Source organism: Vibrio sp. 10N.286.49.E11 (assembly GCF_041469505.1).
GTDB classification, from domain to species: domain Bacteria; phylum Pseudomonadota; class Gammaproteobacteria; order Enterobacterales; family Vibrionaceae; genus Vibrio; species Vibrio crassostreae_C.
Genome location: NZ_JBFRKQ010000065.1, coordinates 51431 through 71892, shown reverse-complemented (window position 1 = coordinate 71892; position 20462 = coordinate 51431). Strand labels below are relative to the sequence as shown.

Annotated in this window: 19 protein-coding genes; 16 read left to right on the top strand and 3 right to left on the bottom strand. The window is 47.2% G+C overall.

The annotated features are described in order from the left end of the window. Nucleotides 1-115: 115 nt before the first annotated feature. From def to AB4167_RS15780, 6 genes are all read left to right on the top strand, one after another. Entirely contained in the window at nucleotides 116-628 is a 513-nt protein-coding gene (gene def, locus AB4167_RS15805) for a peptide deformylase (protein WP_017058772.1), read from the top strand. A 37-nt stretch (nucleotides 629-665) separates the two neighbouring features. Then, entirely contained in the window at nucleotides 666-1613 is a 948-nt protein-coding gene (gene fmt / locus AB4167_RS15800; RefSeq protein ID WP_017063006.1) for a methionyl-tRNA formyltransferase, read from the top strand. Nucleotides 1614-1705: 92 nt separating this feature from the next. After that, entirely contained in the window at nucleotides 1706-2986 is a 1281-nt protein-coding gene (gene rsmB, locus AB4167_RS15795; protein ID WP_017058774.1) for a 16S rRNA (cytosine(967)-C(5))-methyltransferase RsmB, read from the top strand. 109 nt (nucleotides 2987-3095) lie between these two features. Further along, nucleotides 3096-4472 (top strand): Trk system potassium transporter TrkA, encoded by a 1377-nt coding sequence (gene trkA, locus AB4167_RS15790; RefSeq protein ID WP_004735766.1) that lies wholly within the window; start codon nucleotides 3096-3098, stop codon nucleotides 4470-4472. 95 nt (nucleotides 4473-4567) lie between these two features. Beyond that, a complete protein-coding gene (locus tag AB4167_RS15785) occupies nucleotides 4568-6013 on the top strand; it encodes a TrkH family potassium uptake protein (protein ID WP_372136740.1) in 1446 nt (481 codons plus the stop codon). Nucleotides 6014-6039: 26 nt separating this feature from the next. Next, a complete protein-coding gene (locus AB4167_RS15780) occupies nucleotides 6040-6615 on the top strand; it encodes a DUF3157 family protein (RefSeq protein ID WP_372136739.1) in 576 nt (191 codons plus the stop codon). Here AB4167_RS15780 and AB4167_RS15775 read toward each other — a convergent pair. Together AB4167_RS15775 and AB4167_RS15770 are read right to left on the bottom strand one after the other, a co-directional pair. After that, nucleotides 6612-7265, bottom strand: coding sequence for a hemolysin III family protein (locus tag AB4167_RS15775; RefSeq protein ID WP_372136738.1), 654 nt, complete (start codon nucleotides 7263-7265; stop codon nucleotides 6612-6614). The genes AB4167_RS15780 and AB4167_RS15775 overlap by 4 nt on opposite strands. Before the next feature lie 156 nt (nucleotides 7266-7421). Further along, a complete protein-coding gene (locus AB4167_RS15770; RefSeq protein ID WP_017058778.1) occupies nucleotides 7422-8213 on the bottom strand; it encodes a sporulation protein in 792 nt (263 codons plus the stop codon). Nucleotides 8214-8496: 283 nt separating this feature from the next. On the opposite strand from AB4167_RS15770, the gene AB4167_RS15765 reads away from it, so the two are divergent. The 6 genes from AB4167_RS15765 to AB4167_RS15740 all read left to right on the top strand — a co-directional run bounded on the left by AB4167_RS15765 (nucleotide 8497) and on the right by AB4167_RS15740 (nucleotide 13615). Further along, the gene (locus tag AB4167_RS15765) at nucleotides 8497-8664 is read left to right on the top strand and encodes a hypothetical protein (RefSeq protein WP_004739323.1); all 168 of its coding nucleotides are present in this window, start codon (nucleotides 8497-8499) and stop codon (nucleotides 8662-8664) included. A 130-nt stretch (nucleotides 8665-8794) separates the two neighbouring features. Beyond that, nucleotides 8795-9058 carry a YihD family protein gene (locus AB4167_RS15760; RefSeq protein WP_009848104.1) on the top strand — a complete coding sequence of 88 codons (264 nt, stop codon included), beginning with the start codon at nucleotides 8795-8797 and terminating at the stop codon, nucleotides 9056-9058. A 327-nt stretch (nucleotides 9059-9385) separates the two neighbouring features. Continuing rightward, nucleotides 9386-10804, top strand: coding sequence for a cytochrome c oxidase accessory protein CcoG (gene ccoG / locus AB4167_RS15755; RefSeq protein WP_017063014.1), 1419 nt, complete (start codon nucleotides 9386-9388; stop codon nucleotides 10802-10804). A 73-nt stretch (nucleotides 10805-10877) separates the two neighbouring features. Then, nucleotides 10878-11864 carry a serine/threonine protein kinase gene (locus AB4167_RS15750; RefSeq protein ID WP_017058781.1) on the top strand — a complete coding sequence of 329 codons (987 nt, stop codon included), beginning with the start codon at nucleotides 10878-10880 and terminating at the stop codon, nucleotides 11862-11864. Nucleotides 11865-11919: 55 nt separating this feature from the next. Beyond that, nucleotides 11920-12519, top strand: a complete 600-nt coding sequence (locus tag AB4167_RS15745) for a thiol:disulfide interchange protein DsbA/DsbL (RefSeq protein WP_017063015.1) — start codon at nucleotides 11920-11922, stop codon at nucleotides 12517-12519. Nucleotides 12520-12658: 139 nt separating this feature from the next. After that, on the top strand, nucleotides 12659-13615 hold the full coding sequence (locus AB4167_RS15740; protein ID WP_017069572.1) for a DUF2860 domain-containing protein: 957 nt from the start codon (nucleotides 12659-12661) through the stop codon (nucleotides 13613-13615). Between the two features lie 62 nt (nucleotides 13616-13677). On the opposite strand, the gene AB4167_RS15735 is transcribed toward AB4167_RS15740, so the two are convergent. Then, the gene (locus AB4167_RS15735) at nucleotides 13678-15201 is read right to left on the bottom strand and encodes a YifB family Mg chelatase-like AAA ATPase (protein ID WP_017058783.1); all 1524 of its coding nucleotides are present in this window, start codon (nucleotides 15199-15201) and stop codon (nucleotides 13678-13680) included. Nucleotides 15202-15673: 472 nt separating this feature from the next. On the opposite strand from AB4167_RS15735, the gene ilvG reads away from it, so the two are divergent. From ilvG to ilvD, 4 genes are read left to right on the top strand one after another with little or no spacing between them, the layout of a single operon-like run. After that, the gene (gene ilvG, locus AB4167_RS15730) at nucleotides 15674-17320 is read left to right on the top strand and encodes an acetolactate synthase 2 catalytic subunit (protein WP_136982682.1); all 1647 of its coding nucleotides are present in this window, start codon (nucleotides 15674-15676) and stop codon (nucleotides 17318-17320) included. 1 nt (nucleotide 17321) lies between these two features. After that, nucleotides 17322-17606 carry an acetolactate synthase 2 small subunit gene (ilvM, locus tag AB4167_RS15725; RefSeq protein WP_017055442.1) on the top strand — a complete coding sequence of 95 codons (285 nt, stop codon included), beginning with the start codon at nucleotides 17322-17324 and terminating at the stop codon, nucleotides 17604-17606. Nucleotides 17607-17618: 12 nt separating this feature from the next. Further along, the gene (locus AB4167_RS15720) at nucleotides 17619-18587 is read left to right on the top strand and encodes a branched-chain amino acid transaminase (protein WP_065584154.1); all 969 of its coding nucleotides are present in this window, start codon (nucleotides 17619-17621) and stop codon (nucleotides 18585-18587) included. A 33-nt stretch (nucleotides 18588-18620) separates the two neighbouring features. Continuing rightward, the gene (gene ilvD, locus AB4167_RS15715) at nucleotides 18621-20462 is read left to right on the top strand and encodes a dihydroxy-acid dehydratase (RefSeq protein ID WP_017058786.1); all 1842 of its coding nucleotides are present in this window, start codon (nucleotides 18621-18623) and stop codon (nucleotides 20460-20462) included.

Sequence of the window (20462 nt, the reverse complement as noted above, 5' to 3'; positions counted from 1 at the left end):
ATGACATCTGATTTGAGAATTACCTTCAGGATGCTGTCATTTGACCTCTAAAATGTCTAGAATTGAGCCAACAAGGTTTAAGCTGTTTCGGCACAGTTCAATATTTCGAGTGTATATGTCTGTATTACAAGTATTAACATTACCAGATGATCGTCTACGTACCGTGGCGAAACCGGTAAAAGAAGTTACCCCAGAGATTCAAAAGTTCGTTGATGACATGATTGAAACCATGTACGACGAAGAAGGTATCGGCCTTGCGGCAACGCAAGTAGATTTCCATCAACGCATCGTTGTTATCGATATTTCAGAAACACGTGATGAGCCAATGGTGCTTATCAACCCTGAAATTACTGAGAAGCGCGGCGAAGATGGAATCGAAGAAGGCTGCCTATCTGTACCAGGCGCTCGAGCTCTAGTACCTCGCGCTGCAGAAGTAACGGTTAAAGCACTAGACCGTGACGGCAACGAATTCACATTCGACGCTGACGACCTTCTGGCTATCTGTGTTCAGCACGAACTTGACCACCTAGAAGGCAAGTTGTTTGTTGATTACCTATCGCCACTAAAGCGTAAACGTATCCAAGATAAGCTAGCGAAGATTAAACGTTTCAACGAGAAACAAGGTTAATAACCGCTGCTATTACTAAATTAGAAGGAAGCCTACCTTGAGTCAGTCTTTAAGAATTGTCTTTGCAGGTACTCCGGATTTCGCCGCCCGTCACTTGGCGGCGTTGTTGTCTTCGGAGCATGAAGTTGTTGCTGTTTACACACAGCCAGATCGCCCAGCAGGCCGCGGTAAAAAACTCACTGCGAGCCCAGTAAAAAACATCGCACTTGAAAACAATATTCCGGTTTACCAACCAGAAAACTTCAAGTCAGATGAGGCTAAGCAAGAGCTAGCTGAATTGAACGCTGACATCATGGTTGTTGTCGCTTACGGCTTATTGCTTCCGCAGGTTGTATTAGATACGCCTCGCTTAGGTTGTATCAACGTACATGGCTCTATCCTACCGCGCTGGCGTGGTGCTGCTCCGATTCAACGCTCTATTTGGGCAGGTGATAAAGAGACAGGCGTGACGATCATGCAGATGGATATCGGCCTAGATACTGGCGACATGCTAAGCATCGCAACGCTGCCTATCGAAGCGACAGATACTAGCGCATCAATGTACGAGAAGTTAGCGGGCCTTGGCCCTGACGCGCTTGTTGAATGTCTAGCGGACATCGCTTCTGGCAAAGCAGTTGCAGAAAAGCAAGACGATGAGCTTGCGAACTACGCGAAGAAGCTAAGCAAAGAAGAAGCGCGTATCAACTGGAGTGATGAAGCTGCGCATATTGAACGCTGCGTTCGTGCCTTCAACCCATGGCCAATGAGCCACTTTGAAGCTGCTGAGAACAGCATCAAAGTATGGCAAAGCCGTGTGGCAGAGCAAACTTCTGATAAGCCTTCAGGTACAATTCTGCAAGCGGATAAAACTGGTATCTACGTAGCGACAGGACAAGGCGTACTTGTTCTTGAACAGCTACAAGTTCCAGGTAAGAAAGCCATGTCAGTTCAGGATATCTTGAACTCACGTGCAAGCTGGTTTGAAGTTGGTACTCAACTTTCTTAATCCGCTTTTAAAGCTGTTAATTACACAGCTTAGAAAACCTTTACGAGGGCAGAGATGTCCTCATGTATTCAAATAAATATTCGGTACCCCTCATGAATGTTCGCGCTGCTGCTGCAAATGTCCTATTCCAAGTTGTCGATAAAGGCCACTCTCTTTCACACGCTCTCCCTGCGGCTCAAAAAACGATCCGTCCGCGAGACCATGCTCTACTGCAAGAGATTTGCTACGGCGCACTTCGTTATCTGCCTCGTTTAGAGTCAATCGCTAACGAACTGATGGAAAACCCGCTTAAAGGTAAAAAGCGTGTATTCCACCACCTAATCTTGGTGGGCATTTACCAACTAAGCTTCATGCGTATCCCTTCGCATGCCGCGGTTGCTGAAACGGTTGAGGGTACTAAGACACTGCGCGGTCCAAGCCTGAGTGGTTTGATCAACGCTGTGTTACGTAGCTACCTACGTGACCAAGAAGAACTAGACGAGAAAGCCGTTAGCCACAATGCAGGCAAATACGGCCACCCAAGCTGGATTCTAAAAATGCTTCAAGAGAGCTACCCAGATCAATGGGAGCAACTGGTTGAAGCAAACAACAGCAAGGCACCAATGTGGCTGCGCGTTAACCGCCAACACCACACTCGTGACGAGTATGTAGAACTGCTTAAAAACGAAAACATTGAATACACATTGCACCCAGAAGCAGCTGATGCCATAAAATTAGCTGCACCTTGTGATGTTACTTTGCTTCCTGGCTTCGACAGGGGTTGGGTATCAGTGCAAGATGCTGCCGCTCAGCTTTCGGTTGATTACCTAACACCAAAAGATGGTGAGCTGATCTTAGATTGTTGTGCTGCACCAGGTGGTAAAACGGCACACATTCTTGAGCACACTCAAGATACTGAAGTGGTTGCGATTGACTGCGACATCAAACGTCTAGACCGTGTTTACGATAACCTTGAGCGCCTACAACTGCGTGCCGACGTAATTTGTGGTGATGCTCGCTACCCTGAAGAGTGGTGGATGGGTGATAAGTTCGACCGTATCCTACTTGATGCACCTTGTTCAGCGACTGGCGTAATTCGCCGTCACCCTGACATCAAGTGGCTACGTCGTGCATCTGACATTGATGCGCTGGCTGAACTGCAAAGCGAAATTATGGATGCAATGTGGCGTCAGCTGAAAGAAGGCGGCACCATGGTTTATGCGACATGTTCTATCACGCCGCAAGAAAACGTGCTGCAAGTGAAAGCATTCCTAGCACGTACTGAAAACGCAACGCTGGTTGGGTCTGATATCGAAAATCCGGGTCGTCAAATACTACCTGGAGAAGAAGATATGGATGGCTTCTACTACGCAGTTCTAGTAAAACAGGCATAACAACTAACAGCGGCTAAGAATTTATTTCTTAGCCGCTGTTTCTTTCTAGTGCATTATCAAAACAAAGTTAGATAACTAGAATTACCACGGTAAAGAAAAGAGAAAGGCTATGAAGATCATTATCCTAGGTGCTGGACAAGTTGGCGGTACCCTTGCGGAAAACCTGGTTGGTGAAAACAACGACATCACCATTGTCGACCGTAATGCTGACCGACTTCGTGAACTTCAGGATAAGTATGACCTTAGGGTTGTAAACGGTTATGCCAGCCACCCAAACACACTACGTGAAGCGGGTGCGCAAGATGCCGACATGTTGGTTGCCGTAACCAACATGGATGAAACCAACATGGCTGCGTGTCAGGTTGCTTTCTCTCTTTTCAATACGCCGAACCGAATTGCTCGTATTCGCTCTCCTCAATACCTAGAAGAGAAAGAAGCGTTATTCAAATCAGGTGCCATCCCAGTCGATCACCTGATCGCACCCGAAGAGCTAGTGACCAGCTACATCGAGCGCCTGATTCAATACCCAGGCGCACTGCAGGTTGTGAGCTTTGCTGAACAGAAGGTTAGCCTAGTAGCAGTAAAAGCCTACTACGGTGGTCCACTGGTTGGTAACGCATTGTCTGCTTTGCGTGAGCACATGCCGCACATTGATACCCGTGTTGCCGCTATTTTCCGTCAAGGTCGCCCTATTCGTCCACAAGGCACCACCATCATTGAAGCCGATGATGAAGTGTTCTTCGTCGCAGCGAGTAACCACATCCGCTCAGTAATGAGTGAGCTACAGCGCCTAGAGAAACCGTACCGCCGCATCATGATTGTCGGTGGTGGTAACATTGGTGCAAGCTTGGCAAAACGCCTTGAGCAGAGCTACAGCATCAAGCTTATTGAGCGCAGTTACACTCGTGCCGAGAAGCTGTCTGAAGAATTAGAAAACACCATCGTATTCTGTGGTGATGCAGCCGACCAAGAGCTGCTGACCGAGGAGAACATCGATCAAGTGGACGTGTTCATCGCCCTAACCAATGAAGATGAAACCAACATCATGTCAGCCATGCTGGCGAAGCGAATGGGTGCCAAGAAGGTAATGGTACTGATTCAGCGTGGTGCTTACGTCGACCTTGTTCAGGGTGGTGTGATTGATATTGCTATCTCGCCACAGCAAGCGACCATTTCTGCGCTGCTTACTCACGTTCGTCGTGCTGATATCGTAAACGTATCCTCTCTACGTCGCGGCGCTGCAGAGGCGATCGAAGCGATTGCTCACGGTGACGAAACCACCTCTAAAGTGGTTGGCCGAGCGATTGGCGACATCAAGTTACCACCGGGCACCACTATTGGTGCGATTGTTCGCGGAGAAGAAGTACTTATCGCGCACGATAGAACCGTAATCGAACAGGATGACCACGTAGTGATGTTCCTAGTGGACAAGAAATACGTACCGGATGTTGAGTCTCTATTCCAACCGAGCCCGTTCTTCTTATAGCCTTGTTCTCGTGAGCTTCTTCTCGCAACTTTCTTTTGTGAGAACGGCGCTCCGGCACAAAGCTGTAATCAATTAAAGCTATGGTCTATTAAGCTATGGTCAACTTTCGTCCGATATTATTAGTGATAGGGTTAGTGTTATCAAAACTCGCCCTTTTCATGTACATCCCTACATTGGTTGCCTTTTTCACAGGCACCGGTGGCTTCCTCGAGTTTGGTCAGTCGGTAGTGATCACGCACATTGTGGCGTTCATCTGCTTGAGCTTAGGCCGTTCAGCTAAGTTCCGACTTGGGGTACGGGACATGTTCCTGATCACCTCTCTGGTATGGACGATAGCCAGTGCCTTTGCTGCACTGCCGTTTGTCTTCATCAACCACATCAGCTTCATTGACGCCTATTTTGAAACCATGTCTGGTATCACCACGACAGGCTCAACCGTATTAAGCGACTTAGACAGCATGGCTCCAAGTATTCTGTTGTGGCGTTCTATACTGCAATGGTTAGGTGGCATCGGCTTCATCGTTATGGCGGTAGCGGTTCTGCCAATGCTCAACGTCGGTGGTATGCGCCTGTTCCAAACCGAATCATCCGATTGGTCAGATAAAAGCAGCCCACGAGCGAAAACGGTCGCCAAGAACATCGTGGCGGTTTATCTGGTTCTGACTGGGTTGTGCATCATTAGCTACCTGTTTGCAGGCATGGGTATCTTTGACGCAATCAATCATGCCTTCACAACACTGTCTACGGGTGGTTACTCAACATCAGATGGCTCAATGAACCACTTCTCTAACAGTGCTCACTGGGTAGGAACCCTGTTCATGTTCCTTGGTGGTCTGCCGTTCCTACTGTTTGTTAGCGCACTGCGTGGTAGAAAACTCTCAATCCTCTACAAAGACGCGCAAGTGAGAGGTTTCACCTATCTATTCTTGGTCACCAGTGCCGTGATATCGACATGGTTGGTGGTTAGAGATGGCTACACAGTCATGGATGCGATGCGTGTTTCGATGTTCAACATTGTGTCAGTCGTAACCACAACCGGTTTTGGCTTAGAAGATTTCACCGCGTGGGGCGCTTTGCCTACCACGCTGTTTGCCTTTTTAATGATGGCGGGCGCGTGCTCAGGTTCAACCTCTGGTGGTATCAAGATCTTCCGCTTCCAGATAGCGATGACTATGCTTCACAAACAGATGATGAAGCTGATTCACCCATCAGGCGTATTTGTTCAACGCTATAACCAACGCCCTGTCAGCGACGACATCGTGCGTTCGTTGGTGGCGTTTGGTTTGATGTTCTTTATTACGATCATCTTAATCGCTGGCGGCTTAAGTGCGATGGGTTTAGACCCAATCACCAGTATCTCGGGCGCTATTACTGCGGTAGCTAACGTTGGCCCGGGTATGGGTAGCGTGATCGGCCCAACGGGTAACTTTGCTCCCCTACCAGACGCTGCTAAGTGGTTATTAAGCCTTGGTATGTTGATGGGAAGGCTTGAGATACTGACGCTGATCGTTCTATTCTTCCCAGCCTTCTGGCGACGCTAATTGCACGAATATTTAAGGAAACAGAGATGAAATCATACCTACTTATCGCAAGCGCACTGCTAAGCAGTTCAGCCTTCGCCGACCAAATGGTAACTCTTCAAGATGGAAAACAGATACTGCTGAAAGATGACTTTACTTGGCAGTACGTGGCAGAGAAGCAAGCGGAAGAAGTAGCGACAACATCAGAGATCGCCGTACCTGTCGCAGCAGCGCCTGTTGTGGCAGTTCCAGTTGCGACTAACGTGCGTGGTACGACGATTGTCGTTGATAGCAAAAAGCCAAGCTTACAGCTATCTCAGTCAGGAGTGGATGTTGTACTGGGTGCAAGTCGCTATGAAGATGGTGAGCTTATCATTCCGACAGCCATCACTAACCAAGGCACTCAAGCGGTCATTTTGGTATCACTTAACATCAGCGTATTTACTGCAGAAGGTGAGTTGTTGGCAGAAGAAGAAGTTGCTGTGTGGAAATCAATCAAACGAATGGCCGACACATACCTACGACCAAAGACGGGTGAAGAAGGCAAGCTCATCAAGCTCGACCTAGAACAACACCCTGAATATCAGATTAAAGCTGAGATTACTGAGGTACTGGCTCGCTAAACCGGAGTCACGTACAAATAAATAGCGAAGAAATGGCAAGCGCAGCCCGCCAACACAAACAAATGCCAGATGGCATGATTGTAAGGGATGCGTTTTGCCACATAGAAAATCACACCCAACGAGTAGATCACGCCGCCGAGCGCCAATAACACCAAGCCGCCCATCTCAATATTCATCGCCAGTTGATACACCACAATCAACGACAACCAGCCCATCGCCAAATAAATGAACAGCGATAGACGCTTAAATCGGTAGACGAAGGCAATCTTCATAATGATTCCGACTAGCGCGATACCCCAAATCACTGCCATCAAACCCATCGCCAATGGTGTTCTTAAACTCACCAATAAAAATGGCGTGTAACTGCCCGCGATCAATAAGTAGATCGCACAGTGATCGAGAGTTTTCAGTAATCGCTTGGTCTTTTCTGTGGTGATCGAGTGATAAAGCGTGGAAGCGAGAAAGAGTAGGATAATACTGCTGCCATATACCGCCATACTCGCAATAGTCAGTATGTCGGCTTGATGGTCAAACGCACGAATCAGCAGCAGGATTAAACCAACCACGCCAAGCACAACACCCAAGCCATGGGTTATCGCATTGGCGCGTTCTTCGATGTCACTGTATTCGCTCGCCGATGATGCAGACATGATTATCCTACTAGAGTAAATGTTCGATTTGCCTAGTATTGCACATTAAGCTTACACGTGTAAGCTTAAATTTTTATGACATCTTTTATGACATTAATAACGCCTAAACGGTGTGATGAAGCTAAGGTCTCTAAAGCTACAGAACCAAAGAGCTAACTAAGATGCGTTGTCTAGATACTCAAGTACCATCTTGCCCGCATCTTGTGGTGACGTATCCAATGGCACACTCAATTGACGCTGCAGTTGGCCAATGCCTAACAAGCTCGCCAACATGCCTTTTGCACCATCGCGATTACGGTCTATCTCAAACCACAACTTAAGCTCGGTTTCATCACGATGAGCAACCACTTCCAGTTCACGCCAGCGGCCATGATATGGACCAGTGGTAGGGACAAACTCAAACTCTTGAACAAATGGCAGTTCAAAGCCCTCTACTGCTTCGCACTCAACTTGGCGAATACGCAGCCCTTGAGCTTCAAGCTCGTTAAAAATACCATCGAGGAGTGCGTCAGGGCGCACCGTTAAGATGTCTTTATCCGATGGATCAATCGCCATCGCAATATCGAGCCCGGTTTCTAGCCACACCTTTGAATCACCAATCGTGACAGGTGTGTTCAGCGGGACATCAAACTCACATTCAAAATCACGGGTTTCACCCGGCTGAATAACAAAGGCATACGGCAGGCTCCATTTGGCCAACGAGTATGTCTGGTGCATTCGACGTGTTTGACCGCCCTCTTGCCTTTGCGAATTCATAGTAATTTCTTTGACGTAACGACAGCACAAGTTGAGATCGATATTGTCGATCTCTTGTGGCTGAGCGCCACCATAGACATGCACAATAATGCTCGCCTTCTTGCCTGGATAAAGCACTTCCTGTTGCAATACAGAATCCACCTTGGCAGACCCAATACCAAAACTTGCTAACGTTTTCTTTAAGAACGACATATGCACCTCCTTTAAAGCATCATCTTAAGCCTGAAAGAGGTTCAAACTCAAATATACTGCTCACACTATTTTAGCTCTAATATCGTCTATTTATCACTCAGGCGTCGATCGATAACTTAGATAGTGATAATCTAAGCCTTGATATGCATGCATATCATTATCCTGATTTATTCTTCGGATTGGCGAAAGCCAGACGAGTGACGCTTCAAGCAATTGAGGTGGAGCTCATGGTAAATCAGGCCATTAGATTGGCAATGGATATGCCTGACCGTTAGGTAAATTAATGCGCCCAACAGCTGTCAGGTTCTCGCACACCAACCGTAGTGCGATGCGTCGTCGTAGTGGCTTTGTTGCTGCTCCAACGGCTAAGAAATTGGCTCCTACAATGACTCTAGTTGAGAAGACTGCTTTATTAGCACCGACTACAACGAAAGTGATTAAAGCCGCTTAACAAAAAGCGCAGTTTTTACTGCGCTTTTTTCTGCCCGCTCCCATCTTGAAATGTGTTTACACATTGGTATTCCCTACCCGATTTGATACCTTAGCCACAAATCATTATAAAATTTGTGGAGAAATAAAGTATGAAGTGTCACCGCATTGAAGAACTGCTTGAACTGATGGAGCCTGAGTGGCAGAAAGATCAAGAGCTTAACCTATTAGAGTTCATCATTAAGCTATCAAAAGAAGCGGGCTACCAAGGCAAGCTTGAAGAACTGACTGACGATGTTCTTATCTATCACCTAAAAATGCGCAACAGCGAAAAAGATGAGATGATCCCGGGCCTGAAAAAAGACCAAGAAGATGATTTCAAAACCGCAATTCTAAAAGCACGTGGCCTTCTTTAGTCGCCCGTTAGTTTAGAGCTCAATTGCCGTATAGATAAAACACTCAATTTTAAAAAGCGACCACCAGGTCGCTTTTTTTGTTTCTGTTCGCTATTTTTTCGTCACAACTGTTATGACTTTTGTTGTTAAAGGTTGATAGCGTTAAAGAAATGAGAACAAGATTGTCGCTATAATCGCCATCCATAAGAATCTTCTAAAATAATAAGAGTGAGTGCGATAACAACAAATGCACCAAGCTCAATTTCAACAGGTTCTCTAAACCATACTTTCAAGTAATGTCGTCATGCCCGACTTAACCGGGCAAACAAGCCACAAAAAGGATAGTCCATGAGTCAGGATAAAATCGATATCAAAGATGTGACTCCTAAAACCTTTAACCCGAAAACACATAAAGGTAATGGAGATCGATTTAACCCAAGTAACCGAATCTATGTTCGAGAAAGCAAAGGTAAATTCCAACAACTGCGTCGCTATGGCGGTTGGTTCTTACTTTTACTTTTTGCGCTTATCCCATGGATTCCCTTTGGTGAACGTCAAGCGATCTTGCTCGATATCGGCAGCCAACAGTTCAACTTCTTTGGCACCACCTTATACCCGCAAGATCTGACCCTACTCGCGATCCTATTTATGATTGCCGCGTTTGGCCTGTTTTTCATAACCACCTTCTTAGGCCGTGTCTGGTGTGGCTATTTATGCCCACAAACCGTCTGGACCTTCATGTATATCTGGTTCGAAGAGAAGCTAGAAGGCGCTGCCAATAAGCGAAGAAAACAAGACTCGGGCAAACTGACGAGCAATTTAATCCTCAGAAAAACCCTCAAACACATTGCGTGGTGGGCGATTGCCATTGCGACGGGCTTAACCTTTGTTGGTTACTTCATCCCAATCAAAGAGTTAGTGGTTGGCTTCTTTACCTTTAACTCGTCTTTCTGGCCGGTGTTTTGGGTACTGTTCTTTGCTGGATGTACTTATGCCAATGCGGGTTGGATGCGTTCAATTGTTTGTCTGCACATGTGTCCTTACGCGCGTTTCCAGTCGGCAATGTTCGATAAAGACACCTTCATCGTTGGTTACAACACAGAACGTGGTGAAAGCCGTGGCCCTCGCTCTCGTAAAGCCGATCCAAAAGAGCTTAGTCTAGGCGACTGTATTGACTGTAATCTGTGTGTACAAGTGTGCCCTACGGGTATCGATATCCGTGACGGCCTGCAATACGAGTGTATTAACTGCGGCGCGTGTATTGATGCCTGTGACAACACGATGGAGCGTATGGGCTATGAGAAAGGCCTGATCAATTACACCACCGAGCACAGACTTGAAGGTCACTCGACCAAGGTAATGCGTCCCAAGCTGTTGGGCTATGGCGCTATCTTGATCGTGATGCTGGGCTTGTTCTTCGCCCAAATCGCGAGCGTTGATCCTGCCGGCCTAAGTGTTCTGCGTGACCGAAACCAACTGTTTAGAGTCAATAACCAAGGGTTGGTTGAAAACACCTACACCTTGAAAGTGATCAACAAGACTCAACAAGAGCAAGAGTACAAACTCGATGTTAGCGGACTGCCCGATTCTATCTGGTATGGTAAACAGACGATTACTGTCGATCCAGGCGAGGTTTTGAACCTACCTATCAGTTTGGGCGCCGACCCAGAAAAACTGAGCTCACCAGTTTCGACAATTCAGTTTATACTCTCGGATAATGAAGAGTTTACGATGGAAGTCGAAAGCCGCTTTATCAAGAAGCTCTGATACCCGCACCGTAGTGCTTGGTATAACAACCCAATAAATGGAAAAAGGCTCAGTAATGAGCCTTTTTTATTCTATGACGATGCAAGCCTTTAACTTTGATAACCTGACTCCTGACTTCATGTGGTACGCACTGGAGAGCATCGGAGTTCGCGCTGAATCCGGGCTTCTCGCTCTCAACAGTTACGAAAACCGTGTCTATCAGTTCACCGATGAAGACCGTAAGCGCTACGTCGTTAAGTTTTACCGTCCACAACGCTGGAACAAGGCACAGATCCAAGAAGAGCATGACTTCGCACTCGAGCTTATCGAACAAGAGATGCCGGTTGCGCCTCCAATGCGAATCAACGGTGCAACCTTACATGAATACCAAGGCTACCTATTTGCACTATTTGAAAGTGTTGGCGGCAGACAGTATGAAGTTGACAATCTAGATCAATTGGAAGGCGTAGGACGCTTTCTTGGTCGTATTCATAAAGCCAGCGCGGGAAGAACATTCCAGCATCGCCCGACCATCAGCTTAGATGAATACCTTTATCAGCCACGTAAGATTCTAGAGAACTCTCAGTTTATCCCGACGCACCTAGAAAATGCCTTCTTCAATGACGTTGACCTTCTGATCAAAGAGCTAGAGAGCCAGTGGCCGAGCAACATTGAGAATATCCGCCTGCACGGTGACTGCCACCCTGGCAATATTTTGTGGCGCGATGGGCCAATGTTCGTCGATCTTGATGACGCACGTAACGGCCCTGCGATACAAGATCTGTGGATGCTGCTCAATGGCGAGCGCCAAGATAAGCTGATGCAACTGGATATTTTGCTAGAGAGTTACCAAGAGTTTTGCGATTTTAATACCGCACAACTGAAACTAATCGAACCACTACGCGGTCTACGTATGGTGCATTACATGGCATGGTTGGCGAAACGATGGCACGATCCTGCGTTTCCTCTGGCCTTCCCGTGGTTTAATGATCCGAAATATTGGGAGCAACAAGTACTTGCTTGTAAAGAGCAAATTGCTACCCTGCAAGAGCCACCACTTTCGTTAATGCCTCAGTGGTAACAGCAATCGCAACATACAACTAGATAAAAATTCAAACATAATGGAGATTGGATAAATGAAAAAGCTATTCGCATTTTTCTCATTGATCATGTTGAGCCTTACCGCTCACGCTGCGAAATTTAACGAAGGTGAACACTACAAAGTTCTCGACCTAGAAGCATCAAAAAAACCAATGGTGACAGAGTTCTTCTCTTTTTACTGCCCACACTGTAATAGCTTTGAGCCAATCATCCAGCAGCTAAAACAACAGCTACCTAAAGACGCTAAGCTACAGAAGAACCATGTTTCATTCATGGGTGGCAACATGGGTCTGCCAATGAGCAAAGCTTACGCGACAATGATTGCACTGAAAGTTGAAGATAAAATGGTGCCAGTGATGTTTAACCGCATCCACACAATGAACAAGCCACCACGTGATGAAGAAGAACTGCGTCAAATCTTCCTAGACGAAGGCGTTGATGCGAAGAAATTCGATGCTGCGTATAACGGCTTTGCTGTAGATTCTATGGTTCGTCGCTTCGACAAAGCATTCAAAGACAGCGGCCTTTCAGGTGTACCCGCTGTTGTGGTTAACAACCGCTACCTAGTAGAAGCTCAAGGTATCAACTCTCTTGATGAGTACTTCGAGCTCGTGAACTTCTTATTAAAGAAGTAAGCCATTGATGAAAGGAAGCTTCGGCTTCCTTTTTTTTGCTAGTTCAAAAATCATTATTGATAAATAATTAACCTGGAAGTTTAAAGCTTTACTGCTATTAATAACCCGTCCTAAGAACCGGTGGGCAAGGAGCCCTTGAATGAAAATAAAAATAACTCTCTTGGCATTGAGCGTTGCGGCTTCTCCCGCTTTTGCCAAGCTTGCAGACCAACAAGGTTTCAGTGGTGAAATCTCTCTCAATACCGGGGTTACCTCTTCCACCTCGAACTTTAATACCGATGCTGATAGCAATCTTTCATCCACAGATCAGAAGGCTTCTTCGGAAAGCTCTTTTCTGGTTGCTCCTTTAGGTAGTGTTGCTTATACCTTTGGTGAAAAGCTAAACCATCAGGTATACACAGGTACCGCGCGAGATGATGTAGCAACAGGTACTGTAGTTCTCGAAGTCGGTTACAAATACCAACTTGAGTCAGGCATGGTGATCGACGCTTCACTGCTGCCAACCATTATGTCTGGTGAAACTTGGGCTGATCCATACAACACCACATCAGCTCGCACCAAGACCGATGAAACTGGCAATGCGTTTCGTTTGAAGCTAAGCAACATTGCGGGCTCAGCTTTCTCGCTAGACATGGCCTATGCGACCAAAGATGTCGACAAGGATGATATTCAAGATCAAGAGCTCAAACGAGATGCCAATACTCTCTACTTGAAAGGTCAATATCGCCTGCCACTCAGTCGTACCATGATGCTTATTCCATCCGTCATCTATCAAACACGTGATGCTGATGGTAAAGCTGAATCTTACGACCAATTCGGTGGTGAGGTAAGCTTGTTTGGTGGCATGGGGCGTCACCAGTACGCACTAACAGCGGGTTACAACCAACGCTCTTACGATGCGAGCAACCCGATCTACGACAAGAAACGCAGCGACGACAATATCAACCTATTCGCCGCCTATGAGTATGATCAATTCATGGATTGGGAAAACTGGTCGTTTATTTCACTGGCAGGCTACGGCACCAGCGACTCGAACATTACCTTCTACGACGAGTCTCAATATATAGTTTCAGTTGGCTTGAACTACAAGTTCTAACCTTAGCGAGTATGAACTGCAATCCAACGAAAGCCTGCATCTAAGCAGGCTTTTTCTGCTTGCTAGACAGCTTGAGCCGTGAGTTGTTTCAGCAAGCGATCCATCGCGCGATAGCCTAGCGCTTCTGATAGATGTTTCTTTTCGATCTGCTCGTTACCGTCAAGGTCGGCAATGGTTCGTGCCACCTTAATAATTCGATGATAAGCACGAATCGATAAACCCAAGCGATGTAGTGCTGTCTCAAGAAACTCTGCATCTTCGCGTCGCAGTGGGCAATACTTCTCAATTTCTCGGCTACCTAACAGTGCATTCGATTTATGGTTGCGAGATAGCATTAACTCTCGCGCCTGCCTAACCCTTTGCTTAACTACTTGAGTGGTTTCACCGCGATCACCGCCTTCGGCCAACATTCCTTTTGGCAACAGAGGTATCTCCAATGACATATCGAACCTATCCAGCAAGGGCCCAGATAAGCGATTGAGGTAACGCAGGATGATCTGTGGGTTGGCGCGCGCCTGGTTACCTTCGTAATAACCCGTTGGACTTGGGTTAAGTGCACCGACCAATTGAAAACGCGCAGGAAAACGAGTCTTGCCCGCAGCACGGGAGATAATGATCTCGCCCGACTCTAGTGGCTCTCGTAATGAATCAAGCACCTTGCGCTCAAACTCCGGCATCTCATCTAAGAACAATAAGCCGTTATGCGCTAAAGAGATCTCTCCGGGGCGAGGCACCGAACCACCACCCACTAATGCCGCCATTGAACTGGAATGGTGAGGAGAGCGAAAAGGTCGTTGCTTCCAGTTGTATTGATTGATTTCTTGTTGCGTTAACGAGGCCACCGACGCGGTTTCCATCGCTTCGTCATCACTCATTTCAGGTAATAGGTCACGCAGTCGAGAAGCGAGCATAGTTTTTCCGGTTCCGGGTGGGCCAAGAAACAATAAGTTATGATTCCCAGCAGCGGCTATCTCTAGAGCTCGCTTGCCTTGTTGTTGGCCGATAATATCTTGTAGGTCGCGAAGCACTGAAACATCAGCCTGATGATGTTCCGTTCTATATAGCCCAAGCTGAGCCTGTCCACACATGTCAGCACAAACCTCCAACAAGGTTTGTGCAGATTTATGCGCTCCCTTGCCCACCAGCGCAGCCTGATCACCGTTATGATGTGGGACAACTAAGCATCGCTCTACACTGTCGGCGGCTAACGTCGCAGGCAAAACGCCCTTTACCGAGCGAAGTTCTCCTGACAATGCCAACTCACCGATAAATTCATGTTGAGCTATTTTTGATGTCGGAAGCTGATCTGACGCCACCAAAATCCCAAGCGCGATGGGCAGGTCAAAACGGCCACCTTCTTTGGGCAAATCGGCTGGGGCGAGATTGACCGTAATTCTTTTCGATGGAAACTCAAAGCGAGAATTGATGATCGCGCTTCTCACTCGGTCTTTAGATTCCTTGACCGTTGTTTCAGGTAGACCCACCAGCGTGAAACCAGGCATTCCGTTGCTTATATGCACCTCAACGGTCACTTCTGGCGCCTCTACACCCACACTAGCTCGGCTATGAATTATCGCGAGTCCCATAACTTTCCTTTGTCTTTGATTTAAAAGTATTCGCTCTGGATATTCGTTGCTCACCAAAGCGATAAGGTTGTTATATAGCTTGGTGGAATGGTATTTTAATGTGAAAAAAGAATGACATTTCCCTTGTCATGCGGCAGATTTGTGTGATAACACTAGAGATGTAGACATTTACTGAAGACAATAAACGAGAAAACTCGAATATTATGATTTTTAACGCTCGCATTTACGCACTGATTAACCTGATTATCGTAGTCATTATTAAGACTGCGCGGGGGCGAGTGGGAAGAAAGTAACCACGAATTAGAAAAAACCCCCGCACTGACAAGTCCGGGGGTTTTTTCTAATTTAAACATTCGATTTTTATATTTTTGAGCATTTTCGGCTTTGCCGATTTACAGGAAGAATGGGAGCACAAGATGTGCAGAGACAAAGGAAACAGTTACCAAAATAAAGGTAATACGGGAGAATTCCGATGAAAGGCGCAGAACTAGTCGTATCCGCACTCAAGCAACAAGGAATTGAGACCGTATTTGGTTACCCCGGTGGTGCCATCATGCCAATCTACGATGCACTCTATGACGGCGGGGTTGAACATATCCTATGTCGCCATGAGCAAGGCGCCGCTATGGCCGCGATCGGCATGGCTAGAGCAACACAAGATGTCGCTGTTTGTATGGCAACCTCGGGACCAGGTGCAACCAACCTAGTCACTGGCCTTGCTGATGCCTTTATGGATTCAATCCCAATGGTTGCTATCACAGGTCAGGTTGCAAGTTCCCACATTGGTACCGATGCATTCCAAGAAATGGATGTGATTGGTATGTCTCTGTCATGTACTAAACACAGCTACCTAGTAACTGATATTGAAGAGCTAGCTCCAACCCTCGCTGAAGCGTTTGTGGTAGCAAAGTCTGGCCGCCCTGGCCCGGTTATCGTCGATATCGCTAAAGACGTTCAACTAGCAGAAGCACCTGTTAACGCTCTTCCTGAATTTACTCCACCCGCAATTCCTGTTGCGACAACTGATGCCATTGAACAGGCACAGTACTTTTTGTCTCAAGCGACCCGTCCTGTTTTATACGTAGGTGGTGGTGTTCAACTTGCTAAAGCAACCGATGCGGTTCGTGAGTTTTTACGCCTAAACCCAATGCCAGCAGTAAGCACACTGAAAGGCTTGGGCACTATCGAACGTGACGACCCACACTACCTTGGCATGCTGGGTATGCACGGCACTAAAGCCGCTAACCTTGTGGTTCAAGAGAGTGACCTGTTGATTGTTGTCGGTGCTCGTTTTGATGACCGAGTAACTGGCAAACTCGATACCTTTGCGCCGCATGCTAAGGTTATCCATATCGATATCGATGCCGCTGAGTTCAGCAAACTGCGTCTTGCCAATGCGCCAATTCGCGGTGACATCAACAAGATCATGCCTCAACTAGAGCTAAGCCAAGACATCTCCTCTTGGGTTCATCACTCTGAAGGTCTTCGTAGCTCATTCAAATGGCGTTACGACCACCCTGGTGATCTGATTTTTGCTCCACTGCTGTTGAAGCAACTGTCAGACATGATGCCAGCAAGCTCTATCGTATCGACTGATGTGGGCCAACACCAAATGTGGGCAGCTCAGCACATTCAGCCTCGCGATCCACAGAACTTCATTACCTCTGCCGGTTTAGGCACCATGGGCTTTGGCTTGCCAGCTGCAATGGGTGCATCGGTTGGGCGTCCTGACGACCAATCTATACTTATCTCTGGTGACGGCTCGTTCATGATGAACATTCAAGAGCTTGGCACATTGAAACGCCGCCAAATCCCAGTGAAGATGGTGCTTCTAAACAACTCTCGCTTGGGTATGGTTCGCCAATGGCAATCGTTGTTCTTCGATGGCCGCCACAGTGAAACCATCCTAGATGACAACCCAGACTTCGTGATGCTAGCGAAAGCCTTCGATATCCCGGGTAAAACCATCACGCGCAAAGAAGAAGTAGAGCCAGCACTGAAAGAGATGCTAGAAAGCAAAACCGCTTACCTACTTCATGTTCTTATTGATGAAGAAGAGAACGTATGGCCACTAGTACCGCCAGGTGCTTCAAACAGTGAGATGTTGGAGAACACATAACATGAAAAGATACCTATTAGACATCAAAGCCGATGATAAGCCTGTACTACTAGAGCGTGTTCTTCGTGTTATCCGCCACCGTGGCTTTATTGTTAAGCAAGTCGCGGGCACTCAAAACCACGAAAGTAAAGTGGCGAGTGTAGAGATCATTGTAGACAGTGACCGTCCAATCTCTTTTTTGGTCAATCAAATCGAAAAGCTGTGGGATGTGCGTACCGTTGACGTTATCTCGATCAGCCGTAATGAACTGCCAAACAACAACTTACAACAAAAGATAAACGCATAAGGAACCGCAAACATGACAGCTAAAACAGCAGACTATATTTGGTTTAACGGTGAGATGGTTCCTTGGGCAGAGGCGAACGTTCACGTCCTGACTCACGCAATGCACTACGGTACTTCTGTGTTTGAAGGTGTTCGTTGTTACAACACACCAAAAGGGCCGGTTATCTTCCGTCACCCTGAACATGCTAAGCGCCTAAAAGACTCAGCAAAAATCTATCGCTTCCCTATTCCTTACACTGAGGAAGAAATTATGGAAGCGACTCGCGAAACGCTACGCCAAAATAAGCTAGAGTCAGCGTACATCCGCCCTCTAGGTTTCGTAGGTAACGTTGGTTTGGGTGTCTGCCCGCCAGAAAATACTGAGATGGAACTGATCATCGCTGCTTTCCCTTGGGGGTCTTACCTAGGCGAAGAAGCACTAGAAAACGGCGTTGATGCAATGATTTCTAGCTGGAACCGTGCCGCTCCAAACACGATCCCAACCGCAGCAAAAGCCGGTGGTAACTACCTATCTTCACTATTAGTTGGTGGCGAAGCTCGCCGTCATGGTTACGATGAAGGCATCGCACTGAGTGTTGATGGTTACCTTTCTGAAGGGGCTGGTGAGAACATCTTTGTGGTACGTAACGGCGTGCTATCCACACCACCAGCGACCAGTGCGATTCTGCCGGGTATCACGCGTGATTCGATCATGACACTAGCAAAAGACATGGGTTATGAGATCCGTGAAGAGAACATTGCTCGTGAAGCGCTATACCTTGCTGATGAAGTATTCATGACAGGCACAGCGGCGGAAATCGTTCCGGTTCGTAGCGTAGACAAAATTACAGTAGGTGAAGGCAAACGCGGTCCTATCACTGAAAAAGTTCAAGCGGCTTACTTTGGTCTATTCAATGGCACCACTGAAGATAAGTGGGGCTGGTTAGACTACGTTTATCCAGCAGGCCAAACTTCAGAAAACCAAACGCAAACAACTAAGTAAGCAACAGCCAAATATTTTATAAGGATTTAAGCAATGCCAATCTATCGTTCAGCAACGACTACCCACGGACGCAACATGGCTGGTGCGCGCGCTTTATGGCGTGCAACTGGCGTTAAAGATGATGACTTCGGTAAGCCAATCATCGCAGTTGTAAACTCGTTCACTCAATTCGTACCAGGCCACGTTCACCTTAAAGATATGGGTCAACTGGTTGCGGGTGAAATCGAGAAAGCGGGCGGTATCGCTAAAGAATTCAACACCATCGCAGTCGATGATGGTATCGCAATGGGCCACGGCGGCATGCTGTACTCACTGCCATCACGTGAGCTTATCGCGGATTCAGTAGAATACATGGTCAATGCACACTGTGCGGATGCGATGGTGTGTATCTCTAACTGTGACAAAATCACTCCGGGAATGATGATGGCAGCAATGCGCCTTAACATCCCAGTGATCTTTGTATCAGGCGGCCCAATGGAAGCGGGTAAAACTAAGCTTTCAGATCAAATCATCAAGCTAGACCTTGTTGACGCAATGATCCAAGGTGCCGATCCAACCATTTCTGATGAGCAAAGTGAGCAAGTAGAGCGTTCTGCATGTCCGACATGTGGTTCATGTTCAGGTATGTTCACAGCGAACTCAATGAACTGTCTAACAGAAGCGCTTGGTCTATCTCAGCCAGGTAACGGTTCTATGCTAGCAACCCACGCAGACCGTGAAGAGCTATTCATCAATGCTGGTAAGCGCATCGTTGACCTAACCAAGCGTTACTACGAGCAAGATGACGAATCAGCACTGCCTCGTAACATCGCAAACCGCGCAGCATTTGAAAACGCGATGGCACTGGATATCGCAATGGGCGGTTCTAGTAACACCGTTCTTCACCTATTGGCAGCAGCTCAAGAAGGTGAAGTCGACTTTGATATGGGTGATATCGACGAGATGTCTCGCCGCGTTCCACACCTATGTAAGGTTGCGCCTTCAACACCTAAATACCACATGGAAGACGTTCACCGCGCTGGTGGTGTTATGGCTATCCTAGGTGAACTAGACCGCGCAGGCCTACTGAACAACCAAACTCGCACTGTACTTGGCCTAAGCATGCAAGAGCAGCTAGCTCAATACGACATCATGCAGACAGAAGACGAAGCGGTACTTAAGTTCTTCCGCGCGGGCCCAGCAGGTATTCGTACCACCAAAGCCTTCTCACAAGATTGCCGTTGGGATCGTCTTGATGACGACCGTAAAGAAGGTTGTATCCGTACTAAAGAGAATGCATTCAGCCAAGAAGGTGGCCTAGCCGTACTTTCAGGCAACATCGCCGTTGACGGTTGTATCGTTAAGACAGCAGGTGTTGATGAAGAGAACCTGAAATTCCAAGGTCCTGCTATCGTATTTGAAAGCCAAGACACAGCCGTAGACGGCATCTTAGCGGGTAAAGTAAAAGCAGGCGAAGTGGTTGTTATCCGTTACGAAGGTCCTAAAGGTGGTCCGGGCATGCAAGAAATGCTCTACCCAACTACCTACCTAAAATCTATGGGTCTAGGTAAGTCTTGTGCTCTTCTAACTGACGGACGTTTCTCTGGCGGTACATCCGGTTTGTCTATCGGTCACGCTTCTCCAGAAGCAGCAAGTGGCGGTGTGATTGGTCTAGTAAACACTGGCGATATCATCACTATCGACATCCCTAGCCGTTCGATCACACTTGATGTGCCTGAAGCTGAACTAGAAGCGCGTCGTGTTAAGCAAGACGCACTAGGCTGGAAACCAGAAAACCGTCAGCGTGAAGTGTCTTTCGCACTGAAAGCTTACGCAAGCATGGCGACCAGTGCCGACAAAGGCGCCGTGCGTGATAAGTCTAAGCTAGAGGGCTAG

Excerpts from the sequence above, each read along its gene's own strand:
- trkA (WP_004735766.1), top strand. The coding sequence starts at position 3,096 with ATGAAGATCATTATCCTAGGTGCTGGACAAGTTGGCGGTACCCTTGCG.
- AB4167_RS15765 (WP_004739323.1), top strand. The coding sequence starts at position 8,497 with ATGCGCCCAACAGCTGTCAGGTTCTCGCACACCAACCGTAGTGCGATG.
- ilvG (WP_136982682.1), top strand. The coding sequence starts at position 15,674 with ATGAAAGGCGCAGAACTAGTCGTATCCGCACTCAAGCAACAAGGAATT.
- AB4167_RS15760 (WP_009848104.1), top strand. The coding sequence starts at position 8,795 with ATGAAGTGTCACCGCATTGAAGAACTGCTTGAACTGATGGAGCCTGAG.
- ilvM (WP_017055442.1), top strand. The coding sequence starts at position 17,322 with ATGAAAAGATACCTATTAGACATCAAAGCCGATGATAAGCCTGTACTA.
- AB4167_RS15780 (WP_372136739.1), top strand. The coding sequence starts at position 6,040 with ATGAAATCATACCTACTTATCGCAAGCGCACTGCTAAGCAGTTCAGCC.
- ccoG (WP_017063014.1), top strand. The coding sequence starts at position 9,386 with ATGAGTCAGGATAAAATCGATATCAAAGATGTGACTCCTAAAACCTTT.
- AB4167_RS15735 (WP_017058783.1), bottom strand. The coding sequence starts at position 15,201 with ATGGGACTCGCGATAATTCATAGCCGAGCTAGTGTGGGTGTAGAGGCG.
- AB4167_RS15785 (WP_372136740.1), top strand. The coding sequence starts at position 4,568 with ATGGTCAACTTTCGTCCGATATTATTAGTGATAGGGTTAGTGTTATCA.
- AB4167_RS15720 (WP_065584154.1), top strand. The coding sequence starts at position 17,619 with ATGACAGCTAAAACAGCAGACTATATTTGGTTTAACGGTGAGATGGTT.
- def (WP_017058772.1), top strand. The coding sequence starts at position 116 with ATGTCTGTATTACAAGTATTAACATTACCAGATGATCGTCTACGTACC.
- AB4167_RS15770 (WP_017058778.1), bottom strand. The coding sequence starts at position 8,213 with ATGTCGTTCTTAAAGAAAACGTTAGCAAGTTTTGGTATTGGGTCTGCC.
- ilvD (WP_017058786.1), top strand. The coding sequence starts at position 18,621 with ATGCCAATCTATCGTTCAGCAACGACTACCCACGGACGCAACATGGCT.
- rsmB (WP_017058774.1), top strand. The coding sequence starts at position 1,706 with ATGAATGTTCGCGCTGCTGCTGCAAATGTCCTATTCCAAGTTGTCGAT.
- AB4167_RS15775 (WP_372136738.1), bottom strand. The coding sequence starts at position 7,265 with ATGTCTGCATCATCGGCGAGCGAATACAGTGACATCGAAGAACGCGCC.
- AB4167_RS15750 (WP_017058781.1), top strand. The coding sequence starts at position 10,878 with ATGACGATGCAAGCCTTTAACTTTGATAACCTGACTCCTGACTTCATG.
- AB4167_RS15745 (WP_017063015.1), top strand. The coding sequence starts at position 11,920 with ATGAAAAAGCTATTCGCATTTTTCTCATTGATCATGTTGAGCCTTACC.
- AB4167_RS15740 (WP_017069572.1), top strand. The coding sequence starts at position 12,659 with ATGAAAATAAAAATAACTCTCTTGGCATTGAGCGTTGCGGCTTCTCCC.